Origin of the sequence: Aeromonas sp. A35_P, assembly GCF_002259925.1 — a bacterium.
GTDB classification, from domain to species: Bacteria; Pseudomonadota; Gammaproteobacteria; order Enterobacterales; family Aeromonadaceae; genus Aeromonas; species Aeromonas dhakensis.
Genome location: NZ_NEVB01000033.1, coordinates 25,659 through 47,680, shown reverse-complemented (window position 1 = coordinate 47,680; position 22,022 = coordinate 25,659). Strand labels below are relative to the sequence as shown.

At 62.5% G+C, this 22,022-nt stretch carries 21 protein-coding genes and 2 pseudogenes; 5 read left to right on the top strand and 18 right to left on the bottom strand.

Features of this window, described 5'->3' with window-relative positions; translation table 11 throughout:
• Positions 1-6: 6 nt before the first annotated feature.
• Positions 7-1,287 carry an HlyC/CorC family transporter gene (locus tag CAK78_RS03060; RefSeq protein WP_005308688.1) on the top strand — a complete coding sequence of 427 codons (1,281 nt, stop codon included), beginning with the start codon at positions 7-9 and terminating at the stop codon, positions 1,285-1,287.
• A 54-nt stretch (positions 1,288-1,341) separates the two neighbouring features.
• Here CAK78_RS03060 and CAK78_RS03055 read toward each other — a convergent pair whose 3' ends face one another.
• Complete coding sequence (locus CAK78_RS03055) at positions 1,342-1,809, bottom strand: Rrf2 family transcriptional regulator (RefSeq protein WP_005308686.1); 468 nt, start codon at positions 1,807-1,809, stop codon at positions 1,342-1,344.
• Between the two features lie 110 nt (positions 1,810-1,919).
• On the opposite strand from CAK78_RS03055, the gene hmpA reads away from it, so the two are divergent.
• A complete protein-coding gene (hmpA, locus tag CAK78_RS03050) occupies positions 1,920-3,113 on the top strand; it encodes an NO-inducible flavohemoprotein (protein WP_094696330.1) in 1,194 nt (397 codons plus the stop codon).
• A 101-nt stretch (positions 3,114-3,214) separates the two neighbouring features.
• On the opposite strand, the gene CAK78_RS22760 is transcribed toward hmpA, so the two are convergent.
• The 6 genes and pseudogenes from CAK78_RS22760 to CAK78_RS03020 form a co-directional block, all read right to left on the bottom strand.
• Complete coding sequence (locus tag CAK78_RS22760) at positions 3,215-3,808, bottom strand: tetratricopeptide repeat protein (RefSeq protein WP_005308682.1); 594 nt, start codon at positions 3,806-3,808, stop codon at positions 3,215-3,217.
• A 455-nt stretch (positions 3,809-4,263) separates the two neighbouring features.
• The gene (gene mdh, locus CAK78_RS03040; RefSeq protein ID WP_005308680.1) at positions 4,264-5,199 is read right to left on the bottom strand and encodes a malate dehydrogenase; all 936 of its coding nucleotides are present in this window, start codon (positions 5,197-5,199) and stop codon (positions 4,264-4,266) included.
• Positions 5,200-5,420: 221 nt separating this feature from the next.
• Positions 5,421-6,083 carry an arginine ABC transporter permease ArtM gene (gene artM, locus CAK78_RS03035; RefSeq protein ID WP_017785577.1) on the bottom strand — a complete coding sequence of 221 codons (663 nt, stop codon included), beginning with the start codon at positions 6,081-6,083 and terminating at the stop codon, positions 5,421-5,423.
• A 2-nt stretch (positions 6,084-6,085) separates the two neighbouring features.
• Positions 6,086-6,736, bottom strand: coding sequence for an arginine ABC transporter permease ArtQ (gene artQ, locus CAK78_RS03030; protein WP_017765288.1), 651 nt, complete (start codon positions 6,734-6,736; stop codon positions 6,086-6,088).
• A gap of 3 nt (positions 6,737-6,739) precedes the next feature.
• Positions 6,740-7,477, bottom strand: a pseudogene (locus CAK78_RS03025) (transporter substrate-binding domain-containing protein).
• A gap of 25 nt (positions 7,478-7,502) precedes the next feature.
• Complete coding sequence (locus tag CAK78_RS03020; RefSeq protein ID WP_005308671.1) at positions 7,503-8,243, bottom strand: ATP-binding cassette domain-containing protein; 741 nt, start codon at positions 8,241-8,243, stop codon at positions 7,503-7,505.
• 201 nt (positions 8,244-8,444) lie between these two features.
• Here CAK78_RS03020 and argR point away from each other — a divergent pair, with 201 nt between their 5' ends.
• A complete protein-coding gene (gene argR, locus CAK78_RS03015) occupies positions 8,445-8,915 on the top strand; it encodes a transcriptional regulator ArgR (RefSeq protein ID WP_005308670.1) in 471 nt (156 codons plus the stop codon).
• A gap of 82 nt (positions 8,916-8,997) precedes the next feature.
• On the opposite strand, the gene CAK78_RS03010 is transcribed toward argR, so the two are convergent.
• The 5 genes from CAK78_RS03010 to glnK all read right to left on the bottom strand — a co-directional run bounded on the left by CAK78_RS03010 (position 8,998) and on the right by glnK (position 14,328).
• Entirely contained in the window at positions 8,998-9,903 is a 906-nt protein-coding gene (locus CAK78_RS03010; protein WP_094696329.1) for a Dyp-type peroxidase, read from the bottom strand.
• 103 nt (positions 9,904-10,006) lie between these two features.
• Entirely contained in the window at positions 10,007-11,041 is a 1,035-nt protein-coding gene (locus CAK78_RS03005) for an ABC transporter ATP-binding protein (protein ID WP_094696328.1), read from the bottom strand.
• Between the two features lie 69 nt (positions 11,042-11,110).
• Positions 11,111-12,736 carry an ABC transporter permease gene (locus CAK78_RS03000; protein WP_094696327.1) on the bottom strand — a complete coding sequence of 542 codons (1,626 nt, stop codon included), beginning with the start codon at positions 12,734-12,736 and terminating at the stop codon, positions 11,111-11,113.
• 39 nt (positions 12,737-12,775) lie between these two features.
• Positions 12,776-13,783, bottom strand: coding sequence for a Fe(3+) ABC transporter substrate-binding protein (locus CAK78_RS02995; RefSeq protein ID WP_094696326.1), 1,008 nt, complete (start codon positions 13,781-13,783; stop codon positions 12,776-12,778).
• 206 nt (positions 13,784-13,989) lie between these two features.
• Complete coding sequence (gene glnK / locus CAK78_RS02990; RefSeq protein WP_005308655.1) at positions 13,990-14,328, bottom strand: P-II family nitrogen regulator; 339 nt, start codon at positions 14,326-14,328, stop codon at positions 13,990-13,992.
• A gap of 201 nt (positions 14,329-14,529) precedes the next feature.
• On the opposite strand from glnK, the gene arfB reads away from it, so the two are divergent.
• Both arfB and CAK78_RS02980 read left to right on the top strand, forming a co-directional pair.
• Positions 14,530-14,946: an alternative ribosome rescue aminoacyl-tRNA hydrolase ArfB gene (gene arfB, locus CAK78_RS02985; RefSeq protein WP_094696325.1), complete on the top strand. Its 417-nt coding sequence runs from the start codon at positions 14,530-14,532 to the stop codon at positions 14,944-14,946.
• 33 nt (positions 14,947-14,979) lie between these two features.
• The gene (locus CAK78_RS02980; protein ID WP_094696324.1) at positions 14,980-15,474 is read left to right on the top strand and encodes a methylated-DNA--[protein]-cysteine S-methyltransferase; all 495 of its coding nucleotides are present in this window, start codon (positions 14,980-14,982) and stop codon (positions 15,472-15,474) included.
• A gap of 347 nt (positions 15,475-15,821) precedes the next feature.
• On the opposite strand, the gene CAK78_RS02975 is transcribed toward CAK78_RS02980, so the two are convergent.
• The 6 genes and pseudogenes from CAK78_RS02975 to CAK78_RS02950 all read right to left on the bottom strand — a co-directional run bounded on the left by CAK78_RS02975 (position 15,822) and on the right by CAK78_RS02950 (position 21,996).
• Positions 15,822-17,018: a NupC/NupG family nucleoside CNT transporter gene (locus CAK78_RS02975; protein ID WP_005308649.1), complete on the bottom strand. Its 1,197-nt coding sequence runs from the start codon at positions 17,016-17,018 to the stop codon at positions 15,822-15,824.
• Positions 17,019-17,200: 182 nt separating this feature from the next.
• Positions 17,201-18,135 (bottom strand): annotated as a pseudogene (locus CAK78_RS02970) (LysR family transcriptional regulator).
• Between the two features lie 82 nt (positions 18,136-18,217).
• Positions 18,218-18,754: a glutathione peroxidase gene (locus CAK78_RS02965; protein WP_094696323.1), complete on the bottom strand. Its 537-nt coding sequence runs from the start codon at positions 18,752-18,754 to the stop codon at positions 18,218-18,220.
• A gap of 62 nt (positions 18,755-18,816) precedes the next feature.
• Positions 18,817-19,380, bottom strand: coding sequence for an NnrU family protein (locus CAK78_RS02960; protein ID WP_010635161.1), 564 nt, complete (start codon positions 19,378-19,380; stop codon positions 18,817-18,819).
• A gap of 210 nt (positions 19,381-19,590) precedes the next feature.
• Positions 19,591-20,724, bottom strand: a complete 1,134-nt coding sequence (locus tag CAK78_RS02955; protein ID WP_094696322.1) for a glycerate kinase — start codon at positions 20,722-20,724, stop codon at positions 19,591-19,593.
• Between the two features lie 9 nt (positions 20,725-20,733).
• Positions 20,734-21,996 carry a GntP family permease gene (locus tag CAK78_RS02950; protein WP_094696321.1) on the bottom strand — a complete coding sequence of 421 codons (1,263 nt, stop codon included), beginning with the start codon at positions 21,994-21,996 and terminating at the stop codon, positions 20,734-20,736.
• Positions 21,997-22,022: the final 26 nt, after the last annotated feature.

Sequence of the window (22,022 nt, the reverse complement as noted above, 5' to 3'; positions counted from 1 at the left end):
CCCTTCTTGGACAGTATCTCAACGAGTACATTGCTGATTGTTCTCGTTATCTTGATCCTCATGTCTGCCTTCTTCTCAAGTTCTGAAACCGGCATGATGTCGCTCAACCGCTACAAGCTGCGGCATCTGGCCCAGACCAAGCACAAGGCTGCCCGTCGGGTGGAGAAACTGCTCTCCCGGCCCGACCGCCTGCTGGGGCTGATCCTGATCGGCAACAACCTGGTCAACATCCTGGCGTCGGCCATCGCCACCATCGTCTGTATTCGTCTATTCGGGGATCTGGGGGTGGCCATCGCCACTTTCGGCCTGACCCTGATCGTGCTGGTGTTTGGCGAAGTGACTCCCAAGACCCTGGCGGCCATGTTCCCGGAGAAAGTCGCCTATCCCGCCTCCTGGGTGCTCAAGGGGCTGATGGTGCCGCTTGCCCCCTTCGTCTGGATGATCAATGGCATCACCAGCGGCCTGCTCAAGCTGCTGAAGATCAATCCGAACAAGGATGACTCCCTCAACACCGAGGAGCTGCGCACCATCGTCAACGAGGCGGGCAGTCTGATCCCCCAGCGCCATCAGGAGATGCTGCTCAGCATCCTGGATCTGGACAAGATGACAGTGGAGCACATCATGGTGCCGCGCAGCGAGATCTACGCCATCGACATCAACGATGACTGGAAGACCATACTGCGCCAGCTGGCCCACTGCGCCCACACCAAGATCCTGCTCTATCGCGACAACATCGACGACGTGGTGGGCTTTCTGCACGCCCGCGACGCGCTGCGCCTGATGGCCAAGGATCAGTTCAACAAGTCGAGCCTGCTGCGGGAAGTGGACGAGATTTACTTCATTCCGGAAGGGACGCCCCTCAACGTGCAACTGGCCAAGTTCCAGCGCAACAAGGAGCGGATCGGCCTCATCGTCGACGAGTATGGCGACATTCAGGGGCTGATCACCCTGGACGACATCCTGGAAGAGATAGTGGGCGACTTCACCACCTCCATGACCCCGGCGCCCAGCGACGAGATCCATCCCCAGCCTGATGGCTCCTTCCTGGTGGAGGGCTCGGCCAGCATCCGCGAGCTCAACAAGGAGATGAACTGGCAGCTGCCCATCGACGGGCCCCGTACCCTCAACGGTGTCATCCTCGAATATCTGGAGGAGATCCCCCAGCCCAACATCAGCCTGCGGCTGGCGGGTTACCCCATCGAGATCCTGGAAGTGGAGAACAACATGGTGAAGATGGCGCGGATCATGCCGGCGTTGTACCGAAACGAGTCGGGACTGGAAGATTGAAAAAAGGCTGCCGATGGCAGCCTTTTTCTATTGCGTCATTGGCCGGCGATCGGCTCACTCATCTTCGTCGCCAGGCTCCAGCACCAGGGTCGGGATCAACTCGCCGAATACCTGCTGCAGCTCGTCGCGATTGGCCAGCAGATCCTGCAGCGTGTAGCTGTCCATCACCGCCAGAAACGCGTTCATCGCCTCTTTCAGGGCACTCTTCAGCAGACAGACAGAGACGATGTGGCAGGCCGGCGAGTTGCAGTCGATGCCGTCCAGGTTCCCTTCCAGCGCCCGGATCACCTGGCCGATGTTGATGCTCTCCGGCGCGCAGGCCATGCGAATACCGCCATTCTTGCCGCGCTGGGACTGCAGGTAGCCCAGTTTCACCAGCTGGTTCACCACCTTCACCATGTGGTTGCGGGAGACGTCATACAAGGCGGAGACCTTGGCCACGCTAGACAATTCGCCCTCCGGCAGGGTCGCCAGATAGAGCAGGGCTCTCAATCCAAAATCGGTATAGCTAGTTAGTCTCATAGTGCCTGTGTCGCATCACGCAGAAATTGATTATTGATTCAGATCAAATAAACATCTAGGATGCAGCCTATTAAGTGACATTCTAGATGTTCAATTAGCAAGGAACCCCTATGTTAGACCAAGCCACCATCGCCGTCATCAAAAGCACCATCCCTTTGCTCGAATCCGCGGGCCCCGCACTCACCCAGCATTTCTACCAGCGCATGTTCAGCCATAATCCGGAGCTGAAGGACATATTCAACCTGGCGCACCAGCGCAGCGGTGGTCAGCCGTTGGCGCTGTTCAATGCGGTGGCGGCCTACGCCAAGAACATCGACAACCTGGGGGCACTGGCCGGTGCCGTGGAACGCATCGCCCACAAACACACGGGTTTCCTGATCCAGCCAGAACAATATCACATTGTAGGTAGTCATCTCTTGGCCACGCTCAAAGAATTGGGTGGAAGTGCAGTCACCGACGAGGTGCTGGATGCCTGGGGCAAGGCTTATGGCGTGCTCGCCAGCATCTTCATCGGCCGCGAGAGCGAGATTTATCAGGAGAAGGCGAACGAGATCGGTGGCTGGCAGGGTTCCCGCCCCTTCCTGATAAAGGAAAAACGAGTCGAGAGCGAGCTCATCACCTCCTTCCTGCTGGCGCCGGTGGATGGCAAACCGGTGCTGGGCTTCAAGCCGGGCCAGTACCTCAGCATCAAGCTGGTCCACCCCGAGCTCGAGTATCAGGAGATCCGCCAGTACTCCCTCTCAGATGCCCCCAACGGCCAGCACTACCGCATCAGCGTCAAGCGCGAGCCGCAGGGCCAGGTTTCCAACCTGCTGCACGATCATCTGCAGGAGGGCGATCAAGTGGAGCTGATGCCGCCCACCGGCGATTTCTACCTGAAAGCCGATGGCCATACCCCGGTGGTACTACTCTCGGCCGGTGTGGGTGTCACGCCGATGATGAGCATGCTCAACCAGTTGCTGGCGAACGGGCATCAGGCCGAAATCACCTGGCTGCACGCCTGCGAACAGGGCGCCGTGCATGCCTTCAGGGAGGATATTCAACAGAAGTCCCACCAGCATGCCAACCTGCTGAGCCGGGTCTGGTATCGGGAGCCACAGGCCAGTGACGTGCAGGGCGAAGAGTACCATCATGCCGGCACCATGGATCTGAGTGCCGTGCAGGAGCGCATCACGCCGCAGGCCCACTACTACTTCTGCGGCCCTCTTGGCTTCATGCAGGCAGTCAAGCAGCAGCTGATCGCGGCGGGTATTCCGGCCGGCCAGCTCCATTACGAAGTTTTTGGTCCCCACCAAGATCTGTAAGACGAGCGGATCACTATAACCTGATGAGGGGCCAGCCTGTCACGGCACGGCGGCCGACCCCTCCCGACCCACGGATGCAGATCCGTGGGTCATTTTTTGAGTCAGTGCATCGCCTTGGCACGGGCGATGGCATTGGCCGGCATCCGGTTGCCGAGCCGGCTCAACAGACCGGTCGCCTTCTGGTGCAGCGCCTTGTCGCCGATCACCGTGCTGTGCAGCCAGTGGTAGGCCTCTTCATAGTCGAGCGGGCTGCCCATCCCCTGCAACAGCATCTCCACCCACTCGATCTGCGCCCGCTGGAAGCCCAGGCTGGCGGCCTCCCGCATCAGGGTCTCGGCCTTGAGCAGGTCCTTTTGCACCAGGGTGCCCTTCCAGTAGTAGCGACCCAGCTGCTCCAGCGCCGGCGCCAGCCCTTGGTTGGCCGCATCCCACATGAATTTCACCCCCAGCTCCGCATTGGGCTTGATGCAGACCCCCCAGGCCAGCATATCGCCCCACAGAAACTGATAAGAGGGGATCTTCATCACCTCGGCCCGCACCTCGATATCCTGGGTAAGCTGGCACCTGTCCTGCTTGACCTGCTGCAGATGACGGCCCTGTTCAATCCAGTTGAGCAGCTCGTCCTGACGATAGAGCGGTACCGCCTGCAGCGCACCGCTGTCCACGGTCAGGCCGCTGGCCGGGGTGCTGGTCATGGGACGATTGTTCGGTGAGCGATCGCCCTCTGCAGCGACAGGCGCGGGAATGGGTGCTGCCGCTGGCGCAGCGGCGGGTGTTGCACTCTCTGTTGCTACCGGTGCAGCAGGGGCGGCCGAGCTGGTGGCTGGCGCTGCCGTGGTTGGCACGGCCTCCAGCGCGGGAGCAGCAGAAGGTTGAGTGGCAACCTCCGGCTGTGCCGGCGCACTGGTCGACGGCGTGGCCCCGCTCGTCGCGGTGGCGGCAGAGGTGGAAGGCTCGGCCCCCTGCGCCTGGCCCGTCAGCAATGGGGGCGTCAGCAAACAGAGCAGGCCGACAAGGGTAATGGGTTTCATCATAAGGATCTCCTGCAGCACCCTGTTATCGGCAGCCGGCGGCATCTCCTTAGTCCGGCACCGCCTGCCCATAACGACAAAGGGGAGCCGAAGCTCCCCTTGCTGTCCATCCGGACGCCTTACTTGACGAAGTCGACACCCAGCTGGATATCGGCTTTCAGGGTGGCCAGCATGCCATCCATCGCCTCTTGTTCGAAGGCGCTCAGCTTGCCGTAGTCCAGCACGGTTTCGACGCCGTTCTTGCCAAGCAGGATGGGCTGGGCGAAGAAGGTGGCGTGTTTGCCGTCGCCTTCCACGTAGGCGCACTCGATGACGTTGGCTTCACCCTGCAGGCCCTTGATGAGCGACAGACCGAAACGGCAGGCCGCCTGGCCCATGGAGAGGGTAGCGGAACCGCCACCGGCCTTGGCTTCTACCACTTCGGTACCGGCGTTCTGGATACGCTTGGTCATGGCGGCCACTTCGTCAGCGGTGAAGCTGGCACCTTCGATCTGGGAGAGCAGCGGCAGGATGGTCACGCCACTGTGGCCACCGATTACGTTGACGCGCACCTTGTCGACGTTCAGACCCTTGGCCTCGGCCACGAAGGTCTCGGCACGGATCACGTCCAGGGTGGTGACGCCGAACAGGCGACGCTTGTCATAGACACCGGCTTTCTTCAGCACTTCGGCGGCGATGGCGACCGTGGTGTTGACCGGATTGGTGATGATGCCGATCAGCGCTTTCGGGCAGGAGGCGGCGCACTTTTCCACCAGATTCTTGACGATGCCGGCGTTGATGTTGAACAGGTCGGAACGATCCATGCCGGGCTTGCGCGCCACGCCGGCGGAGATCAGCACGACATCGGCGCCGACCAGAGCCGGGCTCGGATCTTCACCGCAGAAACCTTTTACTTTCACGTCAGTCGGGATATGGCTCAGATCGACCGCCACGCCCGGGGTCACCGGAGCGATGTCATACAGGCTCAATTCGGAACCAGCAGGCAGACGGTTTTTCAACAGCAGAGCGAGGGCTTGGCCGATGCCACCGGCGGCACCCAGAACGGCAACTTTCATGATCAACTCCATGTTTAAGCGTAGGTTTAAGGTTGTTTCTTGTTGTGCGCCCAACCTTAAAGGATCCCCCCCTAAAAAACAATCTGATAACAGTTGTAATCACAGGTTCTGTGAGCCAATAAACAGGCGGCGAATAAAAATGGGGGAAAATGCAAAAAATTGGAGGGGAAGCACAGATTTCCTGCACTTCCCCTCACCATTAATAGGTAGATCTACCGACTTCAGCCCTGGAAGGCCAACGCCCTGCGTTCACACCAACGAAAACCAATTGTTAACAATCCGTTCATGGTCAGGTAGAGGGCACCGGCCACGGTGAACACCGCCAGGGTGTCATAGGTCTGGGCATTGAGGCGCTGGGCCAGCCCCATCACATCCATGATGGTGATGGTACTGGCGAGCGAACTCCCCTTGAGTACCAGGATCACCTCGTTGGAGTAGGCGGGTACCAGCCGGCGGGCGGCGTGACGCACCTTCATCCACAGGGTCTGGCCGGCGGAGAAGCCGAGCGCGCGGCAGGCCTCTACCTCACCGGCCGGGATGGCATCGAGCGCCCCCTTGAACAGCCGGGTGGAGTAGGCCGCAGTATTGAAGCCGAGCGCCAGCACGGCGCAGAACCAGGGCTGCTTGAGCAGCGGCCAGAGCGGCCCCTCCTTGAGCCAGGCAAACTGGCCCGGCCCGTAGTAGATGAGGAAGATCTGGATCAGCAGCGGCGTGCCGGTGAAGATCAGCACCCACAGCTGCACCAGCTGGGTCGCCACCGGGATGCGGCGCTCCAGCACCCAGGTCATGGCCGCCGCCATCAGCACGCCCAGCAGCAGACTGCCGGCGGTCAGTTGCAGGGTAATCGCCAGGCCACCCAACAGGGTCATCAGGTAATCCTGCATGATCAGCCTCCGTAACGGCGGGTATAGCGGGCTGCCTGCTTGAGGCCGAACTCACTCACCAGGCTGATGGCCAGGTAGATGAGAGCCGCTGCGGCATACCAGGTGAAGGGTTGATAGGTACTGGCCGAGGCCATCTGGGCCTGGCGCATCATCTCGTTCACCCCGATGAGGGAGACCAGTGCGGTGTCCTTGAGCAGCACCAACCACTGGTTGCCTAGCCCCGGCAGGGCGTGCCGCCACGCCTGGGGTAGCACGATGCGAAAGAAGATGTGGCGCTTGCCAAGGCCGAGCGCCAGCGCCGCCAGCCGCTGCCCGGCGGGCACCGCATTGAGGGCGGCCCGCAGGGTCTGGGTGGCGTAGCTGGCGAACAGCAGGGAGAGCGCCAGCACGCCGCAGGCGAACGGGCTGAACTCCACGTACTCGCCGGTGATGAGGAACAGCACCTGGGTCGAGCCGAAGTAGATGAACAGCACCACCAGCAACTCGGGCAACCCGCGAATAAGCGTGGTGAGGGTGGCCACCGGCCACACCAGCCACCGCTGCTTGCTCAGCTCGGCGGCGCTGAACGCCAATGCCAGCACCATGCCCCCGACCAGGGAGGCCAGGGCCAGCCCGAGGGTCATCCAGGCTGCATCCAACAACAGGCTCAACATGGCTTAGTGCGCGAAATATTTGTCGTAGATCTTCTGATAGGTGCCGTTGGCCTTGATGTCGGCCAGCCCCTTGTTCAGCTGAGTCAGCAGTTCCTGATTGCCCTTGGCCACCGCGATGCCAAAACCGGTACCGAAGTACTTGGCGTCAGTCACCGGCGTGCCGATCACGGCATACTCCTTGTGCTGCTTGAGCCAATCGGCGGCGACCGCGGTATCGGCAAACACGCCGTCGGTGCGATCGTTCATCATGTCGAGAAAGGCGCTCTGGTAGCTGGCATAGGGCACGGTCAGCAGCCCCTTGCTCACCCAGTTATCCACCAGATAGGACTGGTGGGAGCTGCCGTTCTGCACGCCGACTGTCTTGTCCACCAGGTCTTCCGGCCCCTTGAAGGTGTCCTTCTTGGTCACGAACACGGCGGAGTTCTGGTAATAGATGTCGGAGAAGTCGACCTAGGCGGCCCGCTCCGGGGTCACGTCCATGGCGGCGATGGCGGCGTCGTAGCGACGGAATTTCAGGCTGGGGATCAGGCTGTCGAAGGCCTGGTTGTGGAAGCTGCACTCCAGCTTGGCCTGTTCACAGATGGCGCGGGCCAGATCGATGTCAAACCCCTGGAACTCGTTCTTGTCGTCCAGGTATTCGAACGGTGCGTAGGTGGCCTCGGTGGCGAACTTGATCTCTTTCGCCAGCACCTGGGTGCTCAGCAGGCCCATGGCCGCGATCAGCAACAGACTCTTTTTCATGACAGCTTCCTTATCGATTTGAATATCAATGCATCAAGAATTCGGCAAACCGGCTGGTTTGCGGGGCTTGGAAAATGGCGGCGGAGCCCGCTTCGATGATCCGCCCCTTCTCGAGATAGATCACCTGGCTGGCCACCTTGCGAGCGAACTCCACCTCGTGGGTCACCACCACCTGGGTGATACCGGTCTGGCCAAGGTTGCGGATGATCTCCGCCACTTCCTTGGTGATCTCGGGGTCGAGGGCCGCCGTCGGCTCGTCAAACAGCAGCACCTGGGGATCCATCATCAGGGTGCGGGCGATGGCCACCCGCTGCTGCTGACCGCCGGACAGCCGCGCCGGCCAGGCGTCGCGCTTGTCGGCCAGCTGCAGCTGGGCCAGCAGATAGCCCCCCTTCTCCATGGCCGCCGCCTTGCTCATGCCGAGCAGTTTGACAGGCGCCTCGATGAGGTTCTCCATCACGGTGAGATGGGGCCACAGATTGTACTGCTGGAACACCATGCCCACCTTGCGCCGCAGCGCCTGGGTCTGGCGGTTGAACTCGGCAGTGGAGAGGCTGGAGGGGAAAGAAAATTCACTTTCACCGATGCGCAGAACACCGGCATCCGGGGTGTCCAGCAGGTTCATCATGCGCAGCAGAGAGCTCTTGCCGGCACCGCTCGGGCCCAGCAGCACCAAGGTTTCACCGGGAGCGGTCCGAAAGCTGACCTGTTGCAGTACCGGCACCTTGTGCCAGGATTTTTCGATACCGATTAATTCAATACCCATACAGCCCAATTGAATAAGTTTTCAATATTTCGTCCTGATTCTAACGCTGGCATGGGTGGATGCAAGCTATATTTGAATCAATATGCAGAACAAGCGCCGCTTCCTTGCAAAAATAGGCATATGAATGCAAAATGGGCACGCTGTTCATATCTGCCGCCTGAGCGTGACAGGCAGCCAAACCTCCTCATTCGTGAGTCCAAGATGAAGCATAACGACAAGCAAGAAAAACTGGCCAAGGCCTTTAAAGCCTTGCTGAAAGAAGAACGATTTGGCTCCCAGGCAGAGATAGTGACTGCCCTGCAAGAGATGGGCTTCGAAAACATCAACCAGTCCAAGGTATCGCGCATGCTGAGCCGCTTCGGCGCCGTTCGCACCCGCAATGCCAAGATGGAGATGGTCTACTGCCTGCCGGTGGAACTGGGCGTGCCCACCACCTCCAGCCCGCTCAAGAATCTGGTGCTGGATGTCGACCACAACGGCGCCCTGGTGGTGATCCACACCAGCCCGGGTGCAGCCCAGCTGATCGCCCGCCTGCTCGACTCCCTCGGCAAAGCCGAAGGGATCCTCGGCACCATCGCTGGTGACGACACCATCTTCATCACCCCGACCAGCGACACCGACATCGAGGAGCTCTATCTCTCCGCCCTCGAGCTGTTCGAACAGACGCCGTAAGGGCGGCAACCGCCCCGTGGCGGTTGCTCCAGAACGCAAAATCCCGGCCAAGGCCGGGATTTTTGTTATCTGCGGGTCGAGCTTATTTGCCCTGCCCCACCAGAAAATCTTCTGAAGGAGCGAAGAAGGCTGCGCCGGTCACCGCTCTGGTGAAGCGCAGCAGGTGATCGAAGTGGCTGCCCTCCCCCTTGTACATGCTGGCCAGCATGGCGTTGAAGTGCTGCGGGGTGCGGCAGCAGGAGATGAAGTAGAGCCCCTGCTCGGTCATGGTGCCCCAGGGCATGCTCTGGCGCAGGATCTCCATGGACTCCCCCTTCGGGGTCTTGAGGTTGACCCGCTTGATGTGGGCGGTCAGCGGCTTGTCGGCAGACTCGTACTCGATATTGTCGACCTTGGTGCGACCTATGATGTCTTCCTGCTCCTTCAGCGCCAGCTTCTCCCAGTCGCTCATGGCGTGGACCCAGCGCTGCACGTGGATGTAGGAGCCACCGGCAAACTCGCCATCGGCCAGCAGCGCCACTTCGGCGCGGTGCTCATCCTGCGGGTTCTCGGTGCCGTCGACGAAACCGGTCAGATCGCGGCAGTCGAGGTTGCGAAAACCGCGCACCTCTTCCGCCAGATCTACCAACCCGGCCAGCAGAGCCATCACGCGCTGACCGGCGTGATGCAGCACATCGACCCGATCGGCGCGCAACTGCACGAACAGATCGAACGGGGTATTGGGGGCCTCCTGACCGTTGGCGGATTGCGCCATAAAGCTGCGGAACTGGGGCGGACGGGCGGCAGGATAGAGGCCATCCCAGGCGTCGGCGCCGACGGCCACCAGACCGCTGAAGCCGGCAGCGGGGAAATCGGCGGCCACCGCCTCCCACAGGGCCGGCAACCTAGCCAGACGGGCCACCAGTTCGGCGGCGTCACCGGTGCGGTTGAACATCAGATAGAGGGCGTGCAGATTGGGCTCGGCACAGATCCCGGCTTGGGCTTTCATATATCTCTCCCCTAAACAGGCATTGGCGATATGGGCGGATAGCGTTGCGCGATTATAAACCAGCGCGGTTCCAGTTCATTGATTTCACAACGATATCACGCGTTCAGGGTAAAGGGTCAAACAACACCAGGGCGTGAGGGGTCACCCTGACCCGCGCCCGCGCCCCCTCCAGCGGCTCGCCGATGCTCGCCTCCAGCCGCAGCTCACCGCTCTCGAACAGCACCCGGCAGTGGTGGCCGAGGAACTGCTGTTCCACCACCTTGAGCTCGCCATCCGCGGCACTCTCCAGCAGCAGCTGCTGGGGCCTGAGCATCAGTTGCAGCAGCTCACCCACTGCCCGGCCATGGGGCTCGCTGCCGCAGATGACCCCGAGCACCGTGCGCACGCAGTGGCTGTCCACCACCTCGGCCGCCAGGTAGTTGACCCCGCCGAGAAACTCCGCCACGAATCGATTCTGGGGGCGGCGATAGAGCTGCTCCGGCTGGCCCACCTGCTCGATGTGACCCGCGCGAAACAGTGCCAGCCGATCGGCGAAGGCAAAGGCTTCCTCCTTGCTGTGGCTGACGAAGATGGCGCCGATCCCCTGCTGCTTGAGCAGGGCGCGGATCTCGAGGATCAGCTTCATCCGCACCTGGGTGTCGATGTTGGAGAAGGGCTCGTCCAGCAGCATCAGCCGCGGCTTGCAGACCAGGGCGCGGGCGATGGCCACCCGCTGCTGCTGGCCGCCGGAGAGCTGGTGCGGATAGCGATCCCCCAGCCCCTGCAGATTGACCAGCGCCAGCGCCTCGTCCACCTGTTGCTGGCGGACACGGCGATCGAGCCGGGTCAGACCGAAACCGACGTTGTCCGCCACCGTCAGGTGGGGGAAGAGGGCGTAATCCTGAAAGATCATGCCGATGTTGCGCGCCTCGGGCGGCATGCTGGCACCCGCCCCGTCGAGCAGGGTATCGCCGAGGCGAATAGCCCCCTCCGCCAACGGCAGCAGGCCAGCGATGGCCTTGAGCAGCGTAGTTTTGCCGCAGCCGCTCGCCCCCAGCAGGCAGACGATCTCGTTGTCTGCCACCGTCAGGGAGAGCTGTTCCAACACATTGCGGCCGTTGTAACGGCAACTGACATTTTCAACCTGCAAACAGGACAAGGCTGACTTCCTCATATTCTTTTGAACCAGACCGACCGGCGGCCAGACAACATTCCAGGATGGGCAAACTCAGTGCCCCGCCCCATCCAGGTTGCGGTTGACCCAGATCAGCGGCAACAGGCCCACCAGCACGATGACGATGGCGCCGAGCGCGCCGCGCTCCAGCATCTCGTCCGACACGAACTGGTAGACGTGGGTCGCCAGGGTATCGAAGTTGAACGGCCGCAGCAGCAGGGCCGCGGGCAGCTCCTTCATGGATTCGATGAACACCAGCATGGCACCGGCAAACAGGCCGCGCCGCACCAGTGGCAGGTGCACCCGCCGCAACATGGCGCCATCCCCCTGCCCCAAGGATCGGGCCGCCATGTCGAGGCTGGGGGAGATCTTGCCCATGCTGCTCTCCACCGAACCGATGGCGATGGCCACGAAGCGCACCAGATAGCCGAACACGATGGCGGTGAGGGTGCCGGTCAGCAGCAACCCAGGCCCCTGACGCCCCAGCCACTCGGCCAGATCGTTGATGGCAAAGTCGAGGGCGGTGAGCGGCACCAGTACCCCGATGGCGAGCACGGTACCCGGCATGGCGTAACCCATGGCAGCGATGCGCAGGGGCAACAGGCTCTTGGGCCCGCCATCGAGACGACGGCAGAAGCCGAGCAACAGGGCGATGCCCATGGCCAGCAGGGCGGTCAGCGCCGAGATGAGCAGACTGTTGCCGGCGAAGCGGACAAACTCCGGCGTCCACGACAGTTCGAAGTAGCGCACCCCGTAGTCCAGCAGGATGACGAACGGCAGGCCGAAGCCGGCCAGCACCAGCCCCCAGCACCAGATCGCAGCCAGCCAACGCCGCGCGCCCTTGAGCGGGTAGCGCAGCGGCTGCTCATGGCCCATCGACTTCTGGAACACCTGCTGCCGGCTACGGGAGCGGCGCTCCAACGCGATCAGCAGCACCACCGCCAGCAGCATCAGGCAGGAGAGCTTGGCGGCGGTGGCCAGACTGCCGTAGCCGAGCCAGGTGTCGTAGACCGCAGTGGTCAGGGTGTTGATGGCAAAGAAGTGGACGGTGGCAAAGTCGGCCAACGTCTCCATCGCCACCAGGGAGACCGCCACCATGATGGCGGGACGTGCCAGCGGCAGGCTGAGGCGACGAAAACTCTGCCAGGGGCTGCAACCGAGCAGGCGGCTGGAGTGAATGAGGCTGACCGACTGCTCCAGAAAGGAGGCGCGGGTCAGCAGATAGACGTAGGGGAACAATACCAGCGCCAGCACCCAGGCGGCGCCGCCAAGGGAGCGGATGGCCGGAAACCAGTAATCGGCGGGGGATTGCCAGTCAAACAGGGTGCGCAGCCCCGCCTGCAGCGGGCCCGAGTAGTCGAGCAGATCCGTGTAGACGTAGGCGACTATATAGGAGGGCATGGCCATGGGCAGCATCAGCGCCCACTGCAGGGCCCGGCGACCCGGCACCTGGCACATGGCCACCAGCCAGGCGGTCGGCACGCCGAACAGCAGGCTGAGCAGCACCACCCCGACCACCAGCCCCAGGGTATTGGTCAGATAGTCGAACAGTACGGTATCGGCGAGGTGGCTAAACAGATCTCCGTCGGCCGAGAAGGCGGAGAAGACCAGAGCAAGCACCGGCAAGGCCAGCAGCAGAGCGCTGGCCCAGCTGCCGGTAATCCATCCAAAATTTTTCATGAGACCACAGAGGTTGATGGGGCCGTTGGCCCCATCTGATTACAAGTCGAATTTCACTTCATCCAGCAGCTGCAAGGCGTCCTTGCGGTGCTTGGCGTAATCGCTGACCGGCATGGGGTCAGACTTGAAACTGCCCCAGGACTTGACCATGGCGGAAGGCTCGACCCCGGCCTTGACCGGATACTCGGCATTCACGTCCGCATACATGTGCTGGGCGGTGTCGCCGGCCAGAAATTCCATCAGCTTCTGGGCCTCGGCCTTGTTCTTGGCATACTTGGTCATGGCCACGCCGCTCACGTTGACGTGGGCACCGCGATCCCCCTGGTTCGGGAAGTTGATGTAGACGGCATCGGCCCAGGACTTCTGCGCCGGATCCTTCAGCATGGCGCCCAGGTAGTAGCTGTTGCCGAGCGACAGGTCACAGATACCATCCTTGATCGCCTTGACCTGATCACGGTCGTTGCCCTGCGGCTTGCGCGCCAGGTTGGCCTTGACCCCTTCCAGCCAGGTTTTTGCATCCGCCATGCCGTGATGAGCGATCATGGAGGAGACCAGCGCCACATTGTACTCATGCTTGCCGCTGCGGGTGCAGATTTTTCCTTTGAATTCAGGCTTGGCCAGATCTTCGTAGCTGATGGTGTCCAGCTTGCCGAGGCGATCCTTGCTGGAATAGATGGCGCGCACGCGGGTGGTCAGGGCGAACCAGCGGTTGTCCGGATCGCGATAGATGGCGGGGATGTTCTCCTGCAGGATCTTGCTGTCCACCGGCTGCACCAGCCCCTTGTCCACCAGATCAGTCAGCCGGCTGATGTCGACGGTCAGCATCAGATCCGCCGGGGAAAGCTTGCCTTCCCGCTCCAGACGCTCGTTCAGACCCTCTTTGGCGAACACCACGTTGACCTTGATGCCTGACTCTTTCTCGAACTGCTGGATGATGGGCTTGATCAGCTCATCCTGGCGGTTGGAGTAGACATTCACTTCCCCTGCGGCAAACGCCGACTGAGCCGCCAACGCAGAGAAAGCCAGTACCAACATCTTCATTTTCATCATCCATTCCTTGAGTTGCTATATCGAGTGAGAACCATTGCTGTTTGCATTTTGCATTGAGCTCGACAGCGGGATCAAGAAATCCTGACGTTGCGGGATCACATATTTAAACGCCGTTCAAACAAAGGGGCCGGATAGAATCCTATCCAGCCCCACCATGGAGTCAATCAGCGACACCCCATCGACCACCAGCCCCGTCAGGGCCGTCAGAGCGCCTCGTCGTCGTTCTCGCCGGTCCGGATGCGCACGGCCTGCAGCAGGTCGTAGACGAAGATCTTGCCGTCACCTATCTTGCCGGTGTAAGCGGCCTTGCAGATCGCCTCGATCACCCCTTCGACGTTGTCATCGGCGGTGGCGATCTCCAGCTTGACCTTGGGCAGGAAGTCGACCTGATACTCGGCTCCCCGGTATAATTCGGTGTGCCCCTTCTGGCGGCCAAACCCTTTGACCTCGGACACGGTCAGACCCTCGACCCCCAGGATGGCGACGGCCTCGCGCACGTCATCCAATTTGAAGGGTTTGATAATCGCAGTAATCAGCTTCATCTGGTTGCTCCCAATCCATGGTATGTCATGAATGGGGAATCAATTCTTGTGCCAAGTCTTTTTATTGTTTAATTTCAAAAAGATAGCATTTACGTCTGGAGCAGGACTCTCCCGACATCACCAAGGGAGCGCAGCTCGCCCCATTATGAGGCACCAAGCTGAACCAGCCAGCGCCGCTGCACCAAACAAGAGCACAGCAGTATGTTAGTCATCTCCAACAGCGTCACCCTGCCCTGGCATGAGCTGCAATTCCAGACCATGCGGGCACAGGGCAACGGCGGCCAGCACGTCAACAAGACCGACTCCGCCGTCTGGTTGCGCTTCGATTACCGCAGCTCCCCCAGCCTCACCCCGCTTTACAAGGAGGGGCTCGACAAGCTGAGCGACAGCCGTGTTCACGACGGCTTCATCCTGATCCGGGTCGAGACCCATCGCAGTCAGGACATGAACCGCAAGGAGGCGATGAGCCGCCTGGTGGAGCTGCTGAAAAAAGCAGCATGGCGCCCCAAGGCCCGCCACGCCACCAAGCCGACCCGCAGCTCCCAGCGCAAGCGGGTCGATGCCAAGAAGCGCAAGGGGGAGATCAAATCGACCCGCGGCAAGCCGGTAGTTGACTAACCGGGCCCTTGCCCGACACCCGAGGATGACGACATGCAATACAGTTTTTGCGACAGCGCCCACGGCCCCCTGCTCATCGCCATCGATCGGGACGGGCTGCGCTACGTGGAGTTCGTGCGAGGCGAGCAGCCGGTGACCCCGACCGACCAGTGGCAGCGGGACGATCAGGCGCTCGCCCCTTTCGTCGAGCAGTTCGCTGCCTACTTCGCCGGTCGCCTGCGCCGCTTCGATCTGCCGCTCGCCGCCCGGGGCACCCCTTTTCAGCAATCGGTATGGCGCGCCCTGGGCGACATTCCCTACGGTGAGACCGTCAGCTACCTCGAGATAGCCCAGGCCATCGGCAATCCCAAGGCGGTACGGGCAGTCGGTGCCGCCAACGGCCGCAACCCGCTCAGCATCATAGTGCCCTGCCACCGGGTGATCGGCCGCAGCGGCGAGCTGACCGGTTATGCCGGCGGCATCCCCATCAAGCGCTGGCTGCTGGCACTGGAGCAGCAGAGTGCCGATCACTTTGTGCTGACCCCCTGAGCCGCGGCCGGCATCCCGTTAGCAATCTGGTTGCCGGCGCTGGAACAGCAGACCGCAGACAACGTCGCGCTGCCTCCCTGAGCCACTGACCAGCCAGCCCGCATTGCGTTTAGCAAAATGAACATAGTATGAAGAATCGCCTCAGAAGGGCTTCAGACAGCCTCAGGCATCATGGCTTCACACTTGGATGGCATGGCTCATCCCTCATTCAAGTGGCACCCATGTGACGCTTCCAATCTGTCTTTTTCCCCGCGCCTCCCTGAGGCGCTTTTTTTTTGCCGGCAGACGGGCGCAAAAAAGCCCGCCGAAGCGGGCTCTGACCGGAAGGTGCTAACTTCTGGGGTCAATCAGAGGGCGAGGAACAGGCCGGCCAGCGAGGCGCTCATCAGGTTCGCCAGCACCCCCGCCAGAATGGCGCGCATGCCGTAACGGGCGATGAAGGATTTGCGCTCCGGCACCATGGCACCCAGGCCGCCGATCAGGATCGCCATGGAGGAGATGTTGGCGAAACCGCACAGGGCGAAGGTGACGATGGCCTTGCTCGATTCGCTCAGGGTCTGATCCTGCACCAGGGCGATGAAGGCGACGAACTCGTTCACCACTATCTTGGTGCCGATCAGGGCGCCGGCGGCCTGAGCCTGCTCCCAGGGGATGCCGATCAACCAGGAGACGGGAGCGAACAGCCAGCCCAGGATGATCTGGAAGCTCAGCTCCAGCCCCACCAGGTCACCGGCCCAGCCCAGCAGGCCGTTGAGCATGGCGATCACGCCGACGAAGGCCAGCAGGGTGGCCCCCACGGCAACCGCGATGTTGAGACCGGACATGGCACCATCGGCGGCCGCTTCAATCACGTTGGTGGCACGCGGGATCACCACGTCCTGATGATGGTCCTCTTCTTCGGCGGCAGGCGGCACCAGGATCTTGGCCATGGCCAGACCGGCCGGTGCCGACATGAAGGCCGCCGCGATCAGGTATTTCAGCTCGACCCCGATGCTGGCGTAACCCACCAGGGTACCGCCGGCCACGGAGGCGAGGCCGCAGCTCATCACCGCGAAGAACTGGGAATCGGACATCTTGGAGAGATAGGGTTTGACCACCAGCGGCGCCTCCACCATGCCGACGAAAATGTTGGCGGTGGCGGAGAGGCTCTCGGCGCGGCCGGTGCCCAGCAGCTTCTGCAGGCCGCCGCCAAGCAGGGCGATCACTTTCGGCATCAGGCCGATGTGGTAGAGGATGGCGATCACCGCGGAGAAGAAGATGATGACCGGCAGCACGTTGAAGGCAAAGATGAAGCCCAGCTTGAACTTGGCCAGATCGCCGAACAGGAAGGCGATCCCCTCCTGACCGTAACCGATCACGCTGCTCACGCTCTCGCTCACCCCGTTCAGCACGTGCTGACCGGCGGGCAGCCAGAGCACCAGGCCGGCGAAGAGGATCTGCAGGCAGAGGGCCAGGCCCACTGTTCGCAACGGGATACGACGACGATTATCAGAGCAGAGCGTGGCCAGGGCCAGGATACTCAGGATGCCGAGCAGGGCAATCATAGGGACTCCATCAGGTGGGGCAAAAGATGGGCGCGGATTCTGCGCTCCCTGCCTCGCCACTGCAAGTCCAGTTGGTTACAGCCCTGTTAGCAAAAACGTTTTCACGATACCGGTTGCGGCAACTGGCTGATTTGGCTCGATTTTGGTATCAAGCGAAAGCCAGTGTTCTTATATGGAAACGATTATTCCTCTGTACCGGACAATTTGCCGCCGAGCCAGGGGGCCAGCCGCTGTTCCCAGTAGGGATGGGGGCCGAAACCCTCCTTGAGGAAATCGATGAACAGCCGGATCTTGGGATCCAGGTGCTCGCGCCTGGCATAGACGGCGTGTACCGCCATCTTCTGGTTTGGTCGCCACTGGGGCAACAGCGGGATCAGCAGGCCGGACTGCAGCTCCTTGTCCAGCAGGTAATTGGCTACGTAGGCGATGCCGAGCCCGGCCAAGGCGGCGTCGCGCACCGCCTCCGCCAGATCCACCCGGTAGTTGCCGGCCACCTGCACCGTCTGGCGCTCCTTGCCCTGGCGAAACGACCACTCGTGGTAGCGCCGCTCCCGACTCTGGTAGGTGATGCAGTTGTGCTGGGCCAGATCCTTGGGATGGAGCGGGGTGCCGTGGCTCAAGAGATAGTCCGGCGAGGCCACCAGCACGAAGCCGATGTCCGCCAGCCGCTGCCCCACCAGTGCCTCGGGTTTGTCCTCGTAGGTGGTGATCCAGAGATCCAGCCCCTCATCCACCAGATTGGTGCGGTGATCGAACAGGGAGACCTCCAGCTCCAGCTCGGGGTAGCGATCCTGAAACGCCTTGAGGCGCGGGATCACGTGCAGCCGGCCGAAGGATTGACCGACCCCCAGATGGAGCACGCCGCTCACCTTGCCGCGCCGCTCCGCCACCATGGAGTCCGCCTCCAGCGCCACCGCCACCAGGGCACGGCAGTGGCGGGCATACTCCTGACCGAGCTCGGTGAGGGAGAAGCGGCGGGTGGTGCGCTGCACCAGCTGGGCACCGAGTTCTGCCTCGAGCTGGGCCAGCTGCTTGCTGATGTGGGATTTGGAAACGCCGAGCCGCCGGGCGGCGGCAGAGATCCCCTGTTCACGGACCAGGGATCGAAGATCACCATTTGGGGCAGACGTTGCAGCACGGGATTACCAGAGAGAAGAGCGGGCCCCCATTATTCCAGAGCGGCCCGCCGCGGGGTAGCGCTAAAGGCCGAGCGCTCGTTTGACCTCTTGTTGCAGGGGATCGTCCGCCGGATTCTGGTTGGCACCGTAGCTGCCGATGAGCTTGCCGTCGCGCCCCACCAGGTACTTGTGGAAGTTCCAGTTGGGGGCATCGCCATCGGCTGCCGCCGCCAACCCCTTGAACAGGGGTACCGCATCCGAACCCCGCACCGCCACCCGATTGAACATGGGGAAGGTGACCCCGTAGTCGCGCCGGCACACCTCGGCGGTCTTGTTCTCGTTGCCCGCCTCCTGCCAAAAATCGTTGGAGGGGAAGCCCAGCACCACCAGTCCCTGCTCCTTGTAGCCCTGATAGAGCCGCTCCAGATCCCTAAACTGGCCGCTGTAGCCACAATAAGAGGCGGTGTTGACCACCAGCACCACCTTGCCCTCGGTCAGCTGGCAGAGGTTGTGGCGCTGGGTGCTGTTGAGCTCCCGCATCTCCACGTTGAAGTAGTCGGGGCAGGCAGCGCCGGCCATGCCGGATGCCAGCGTCAGCAACAAGACAATCCTTTTCATCGAGTGACTCCTGTCAGGCAGATGAATGACATACGCGCGAACACGCCGGCCGGTTCACCGGCTCAATAGAGGGGGATGCCGGTGAGCATGCCGTGTCCCCAGAAGATCAGCAGGGCGGTGAGCGCCAGCCCGGCCCCCACGCTGAGCCCGGTGCCGTACCAGTTGGCCGCCGGACGGGGATGGCGCTGCCAGTCCCGCACCGAAATCCAGACGATGCTCACCAGTGCCCACAGGCCGATGCCGCCAAACAGCACCAGGGAGCGGGCCTCGCTGTTGACCGCCAGATGGGCGCCGGCCCAAAGCAGGGTACCGAGCAGCTGGGGATGCACCAGCCAGCGCCGCAGGTGGTTGGGGCCCTGACCGGAGCAGAACAGGATCAGGGCGATGGGCATCACCGCCATCATCAGGGTCGGTCCCCAGGCGGGCAGAAAATAGAGCGGCAAGGGGCTGGAGGTGCGCCAGCCGGCAATGATGCAGGCGATGCCGATGAACAGCACCAGCGAGAAGAGTCCCTTGTAGCGATGCTCCCCCAACCGCTCGCGCAGCCGGATCCTGTGGTCGGGCGCGAAGCAGGGATAGAGGTGAGTCAGGGTAAACAGCAGTACCCCCAGGGTCAGCAAGATCATGGGTCGCTCCTTGTACTATGGGGGATCACTATGCCGCAAAGTCGGCGGCCAGAATACAGAAACCGCAGAAAAGCACTGGGGATACAGCAGGATAATGAAAAAAGCCGATCATCTGATCGGCAAGGTGTTTCGGGCAGACCTGCAGCGGGGCAGGTCGTCACCGCGACACGGGGCGGGGTTGGCCGGCGCCAGGCAGCGGCCAGAAGAGAGTCAGGATCGCAACAGATAGAGCGCCGCCACGTTGCGGGCCGTGAGCTGCAGGTTGGTGGTGGCGGTGGCCAGCGCTTCCGGCAGGGACATGGCGCGGTTGACCACGGCAAACACCGCATCCAGCCCGTGCTCGTGTACCACGCCGCAGTCGTCGGTCAGACAACCCGCGATACCGATCACCGGCTTGCCGAACAGCTTGGCACAGCGTGCGACACCGATTGGCGTCTTGCCGTGGATGGTCTGGCTGTCGATGCGCCCCTCGCCGGTGATGACCAGATCTGCGTCGGCCACCGCTTCGGCCAGCTTCAACGCCTCGATGACGATCTGGATGCCGGGTTTGAGCTCGGCGCCGAGCAGGCCCACCAGGGCCGCCCCCATGCCACCGGCGGCGCCCGCCCCCGCAATCTCCTTCACCTGCTTGCCAAGCGCCTGCTCGATGCAGTCGGCGTAGTGGGCCAGGTTGGCGTCCAGCTGCGCCACCATCGCGGGGGTCGCCCCCTTCTGCGGACCAAACACGGCGGAGGCCCCTTTCGGCCCGCACAGCGGGTTATCCACATCGCAGGCCACTTCGATGGTGATCTTGGCGAGGCGTGAATCGAGCCCGCTCAGATCGATGCTGGCCAGCTCGGCCAGACCGGCGCCGCCCGGCGCGATGGAAGTGCCGTCGCGCTTGAGCAGCTTGCCGCCGAGCGCCTGGATCATGCCGGCACCGCCGTCATTGGTGGCGCTGCCGCCGATGCCGAGGATCAGATGCTTCACCCCCATGTCGAGGGCCGCCAGGATCAGCTCGCCGGTGCCGCTGCTCGAGGTGTGCAGCGGATTGCGCAGCTCAGGCGCCACCAGATGCAGGCCGGAGGCCGCCGCCATCTCGATGACCGCACGCTCGCCATCCCCCAGCAGACCGACGAAGCCCTGTACCTTGTTGCCAAGGGGTGCGGTCACATGGAAGGGCAGAATGCGGCCACCGGTGGCATCCACCAAGGACTGCACAGTCCCCTCGCCGCCATCAGCCATCGGCAATTTGACGTAGGTGGCATCCGGCAGCACCTGCTTGAAACCGGCCTCGATGGCATCGGCCACCGCCATGGCGCTCAGGCTCTCCTTGAATGAATCGGGGGCGATAACAATTTTCATATCAATTCCTTAGGCGAGGCCAAACACGCCGAACATCAGGGTGGAGACAACGGCGATGGTCAGACCAACTGCGGTTTCGTAGGGGATGAGCTTGAGCCGCTCACCCACGCCCATGTGGACGCTGCCGCCGGTGGCATGGAAGAAGGAGCCATGGGGCATGTGGTCGAATACGGTGGCACCGGCGTGGATCATGGCGGCCCCCGCCAGGCTGCTGATACCAAGCTCGAGCAGGGTGGCGCTGAACACATTGGAGGCTACCACGGTACCAGCGGTGGTCGAGGCGGTCGCCAGCGACATCAGGGCACCGGAAATGGGGGCCAGCAGGTAGGAGGGTAGGCCGGAGGCGGTCAGGCCGCTGATCAGCACATCCTTGAGGCCGGAGTTGGCGATGATGCCCGCCAAGGTACCGGTACCCAGCAGCATGATGGCCACCGGCGCCATGCGGGCGAGACCGGAGACGGCAAACTGGTTCACCTTGCCGAACTTGCCCATCATCAGGGCACCTACCAGACCACCGAGAGGCAGTGCGATGAGCGGATCCACAACGATGCCGGCGATGGGGCGCAGGGCCAGCAGCAGGATGGCCACCAGGGGCGCACTGATGGCGGCGGCAAAGCCCGGCAGCTTGCTGCCATCGAAGCTCACCACCTCGTCGGCGGCGACCTTGCTGCCCTTGTTGTTGAGGCGCTTGGCCAGCCAGTAGGCCATCACCAGCCCGAACAGGCCCGGGATGATGCCGGCCGCCATCACAGAGGTGAGCGGCAGGTGGAAGGCGTCCGCCGCCGCGATGGCGTTGGGGTTGGGCGACATGACATTGCCCGCCTTGCCGCCGCCGATCATCGCCAGCAGGATGGCCGCCTTGGAGAGATCGGCACGGCGGGCGATGGCCAGCGCAATGGGGGCGACCGTGATGACGGCCACGTCCACGAACACGCCGACCGCGGTCAGGATCAGGGTGGCCAGCGCCAGCGCCAGCAGGGCGCGGGTTTCGCCCAGCTTCCGGACTATGGTCTCGGCGATGGTGGTGGCGGCGCCCGATTCGATCAGCACGCCGGCCAGTACGCCCGCCGCCAGGATCCTCATCACCGCCGTGGTGATCCCCTGGGCGCCGCCGATCATCAGGGCGACGGTCTGGGTCAGATCGGCACCGCCGATCAGGCCGCCGGCCAGGGCGCCGACGATCATGCCGTAAGCGGGTGGCACCTTCTTCAGGATCAGGAAGATGGCGATGGAGAGCGCCGCGAGGGCGCCAAGGGCTGTAACCGGGGTCATGACGGGCACCTTTCTAGTGAGTGAAT

Bases quoted from the DNA above. Each gene is read 5' to 3' on its own strand.
- CAK78_RS03055 (WP_005308686.1), bottom strand. From the start codon at position 1,809: ATGAGACTAACTAGCTATACCGATTTTGGATTGAGAGCCCTGCTCTAT.
- hmpA (WP_094696330.1), top strand. From the start codon at position 1,920: ATGTTAGACCAAGCCACCATCGCCGTCATCAAAAGCACCATCCCTTTG.
- CAK78_RS22760 (WP_005308682.1), bottom strand. From the start codon at position 3,808: ATGACCAGCACCCCGGCCAGCGGCCTGACCGTGGACAGCGGTGCGCTG.
- mdh (WP_005308680.1), bottom strand. From the start codon at position 5,199: ATGAAAGTTGCCGTTCTGGGTGCCGCCGGTGGCATCGGCCAAGCCCTC.
- artM (WP_017785577.1), bottom strand. From the start codon at position 6,083: ATGCAGGATTACCTGATGACCCTGTTGGGTGGCCTGGCGATTACCCTG.
- artQ (WP_017765288.1), bottom strand. From the start codon at position 6,736: ATGTTGAGCCTGTTGTTGGATGCAGCCTGGATGACCCTCGGGCTGGCC.
- CAK78_RS03020 (WP_005308671.1), bottom strand. From the start codon at position 8,243: ATGGGTATTGAATTAATCGGTATCGAAAAATCCTGGCACAAGGTGCCG.
- argR (WP_005308670.1), top strand. From the start codon at position 8,445: ATGAAGCATAACGACAAGCAAGAAAAACTGGCCAAGGCCTTTAAAGCC.
- CAK78_RS03010 (WP_094696329.1), bottom strand. From the start codon at position 9,903: ATGAAAGCCCAAGCCGGGATCTGTGCCGAGCCCAATCTGCACGCCCTC.
- CAK78_RS03000 (WP_094696327.1), bottom strand. From the start codon at position 12,736: ATGAAAAATTTTGGATGGATTACCGGCAGCTGGGCCAGCGCTCTGCTG.
- CAK78_RS02995 (WP_094696326.1), bottom strand. From the start codon at position 13,783: ATGAAAATGAAGATGTTGGTACTGGCTTTCTCTGCGTTGGCGGCTCAG.
- glnK (WP_005308655.1), bottom strand. From the start codon at position 14,328: ATGAAGCTGATTACTGCGATTATCAAACCCTTCAAATTGGATGACGTG.
- arfB (WP_094696325.1), top strand. From the start codon at position 14,530: ATGTTAGTCATCTCCAACAGCGTCACCCTGCCCTGGCATGAGCTGCAA.
- CAK78_RS02980 (WP_094696324.1), top strand. From the start codon at position 14,980: ATGCAATACAGTTTTTGCGACAGCGCCCACGGCCCCCTGCTCATCGCC.
- CAK78_RS02975 (WP_005308649.1), bottom strand. From the start codon at position 17,018: ATGATTGCCCTGCTCGGCATCCTGAGTATCCTGGCCCTGGCCACGCTC.
- CAK78_RS02965 (WP_094696323.1), bottom strand. From the start codon at position 18,754: ATGAAAAGGATTGTCTTGTTGCTGACGCTGGCATCCGGCATGGCCGGC.
- CAK78_RS02960 (WP_010635161.1), bottom strand. From the start codon at position 19,380: ATGATCTTGCTGACCCTGGGGGTACTGCTGTTTACCCTGACTCACCTC.
- CAK78_RS02955 (WP_094696322.1), bottom strand. From the start codon at position 20,724: ATGAAAATTGTTATCGCCCCCGATTCATTCAAGGAGAGCCTGAGCGCC.
- CAK78_RS02950 (WP_094696321.1), bottom strand. From the start codon at position 21,996: ATGACCCCGGTTACAGCCCTTGGCGCCCTCGCGGCGCTCTCCATCGCC.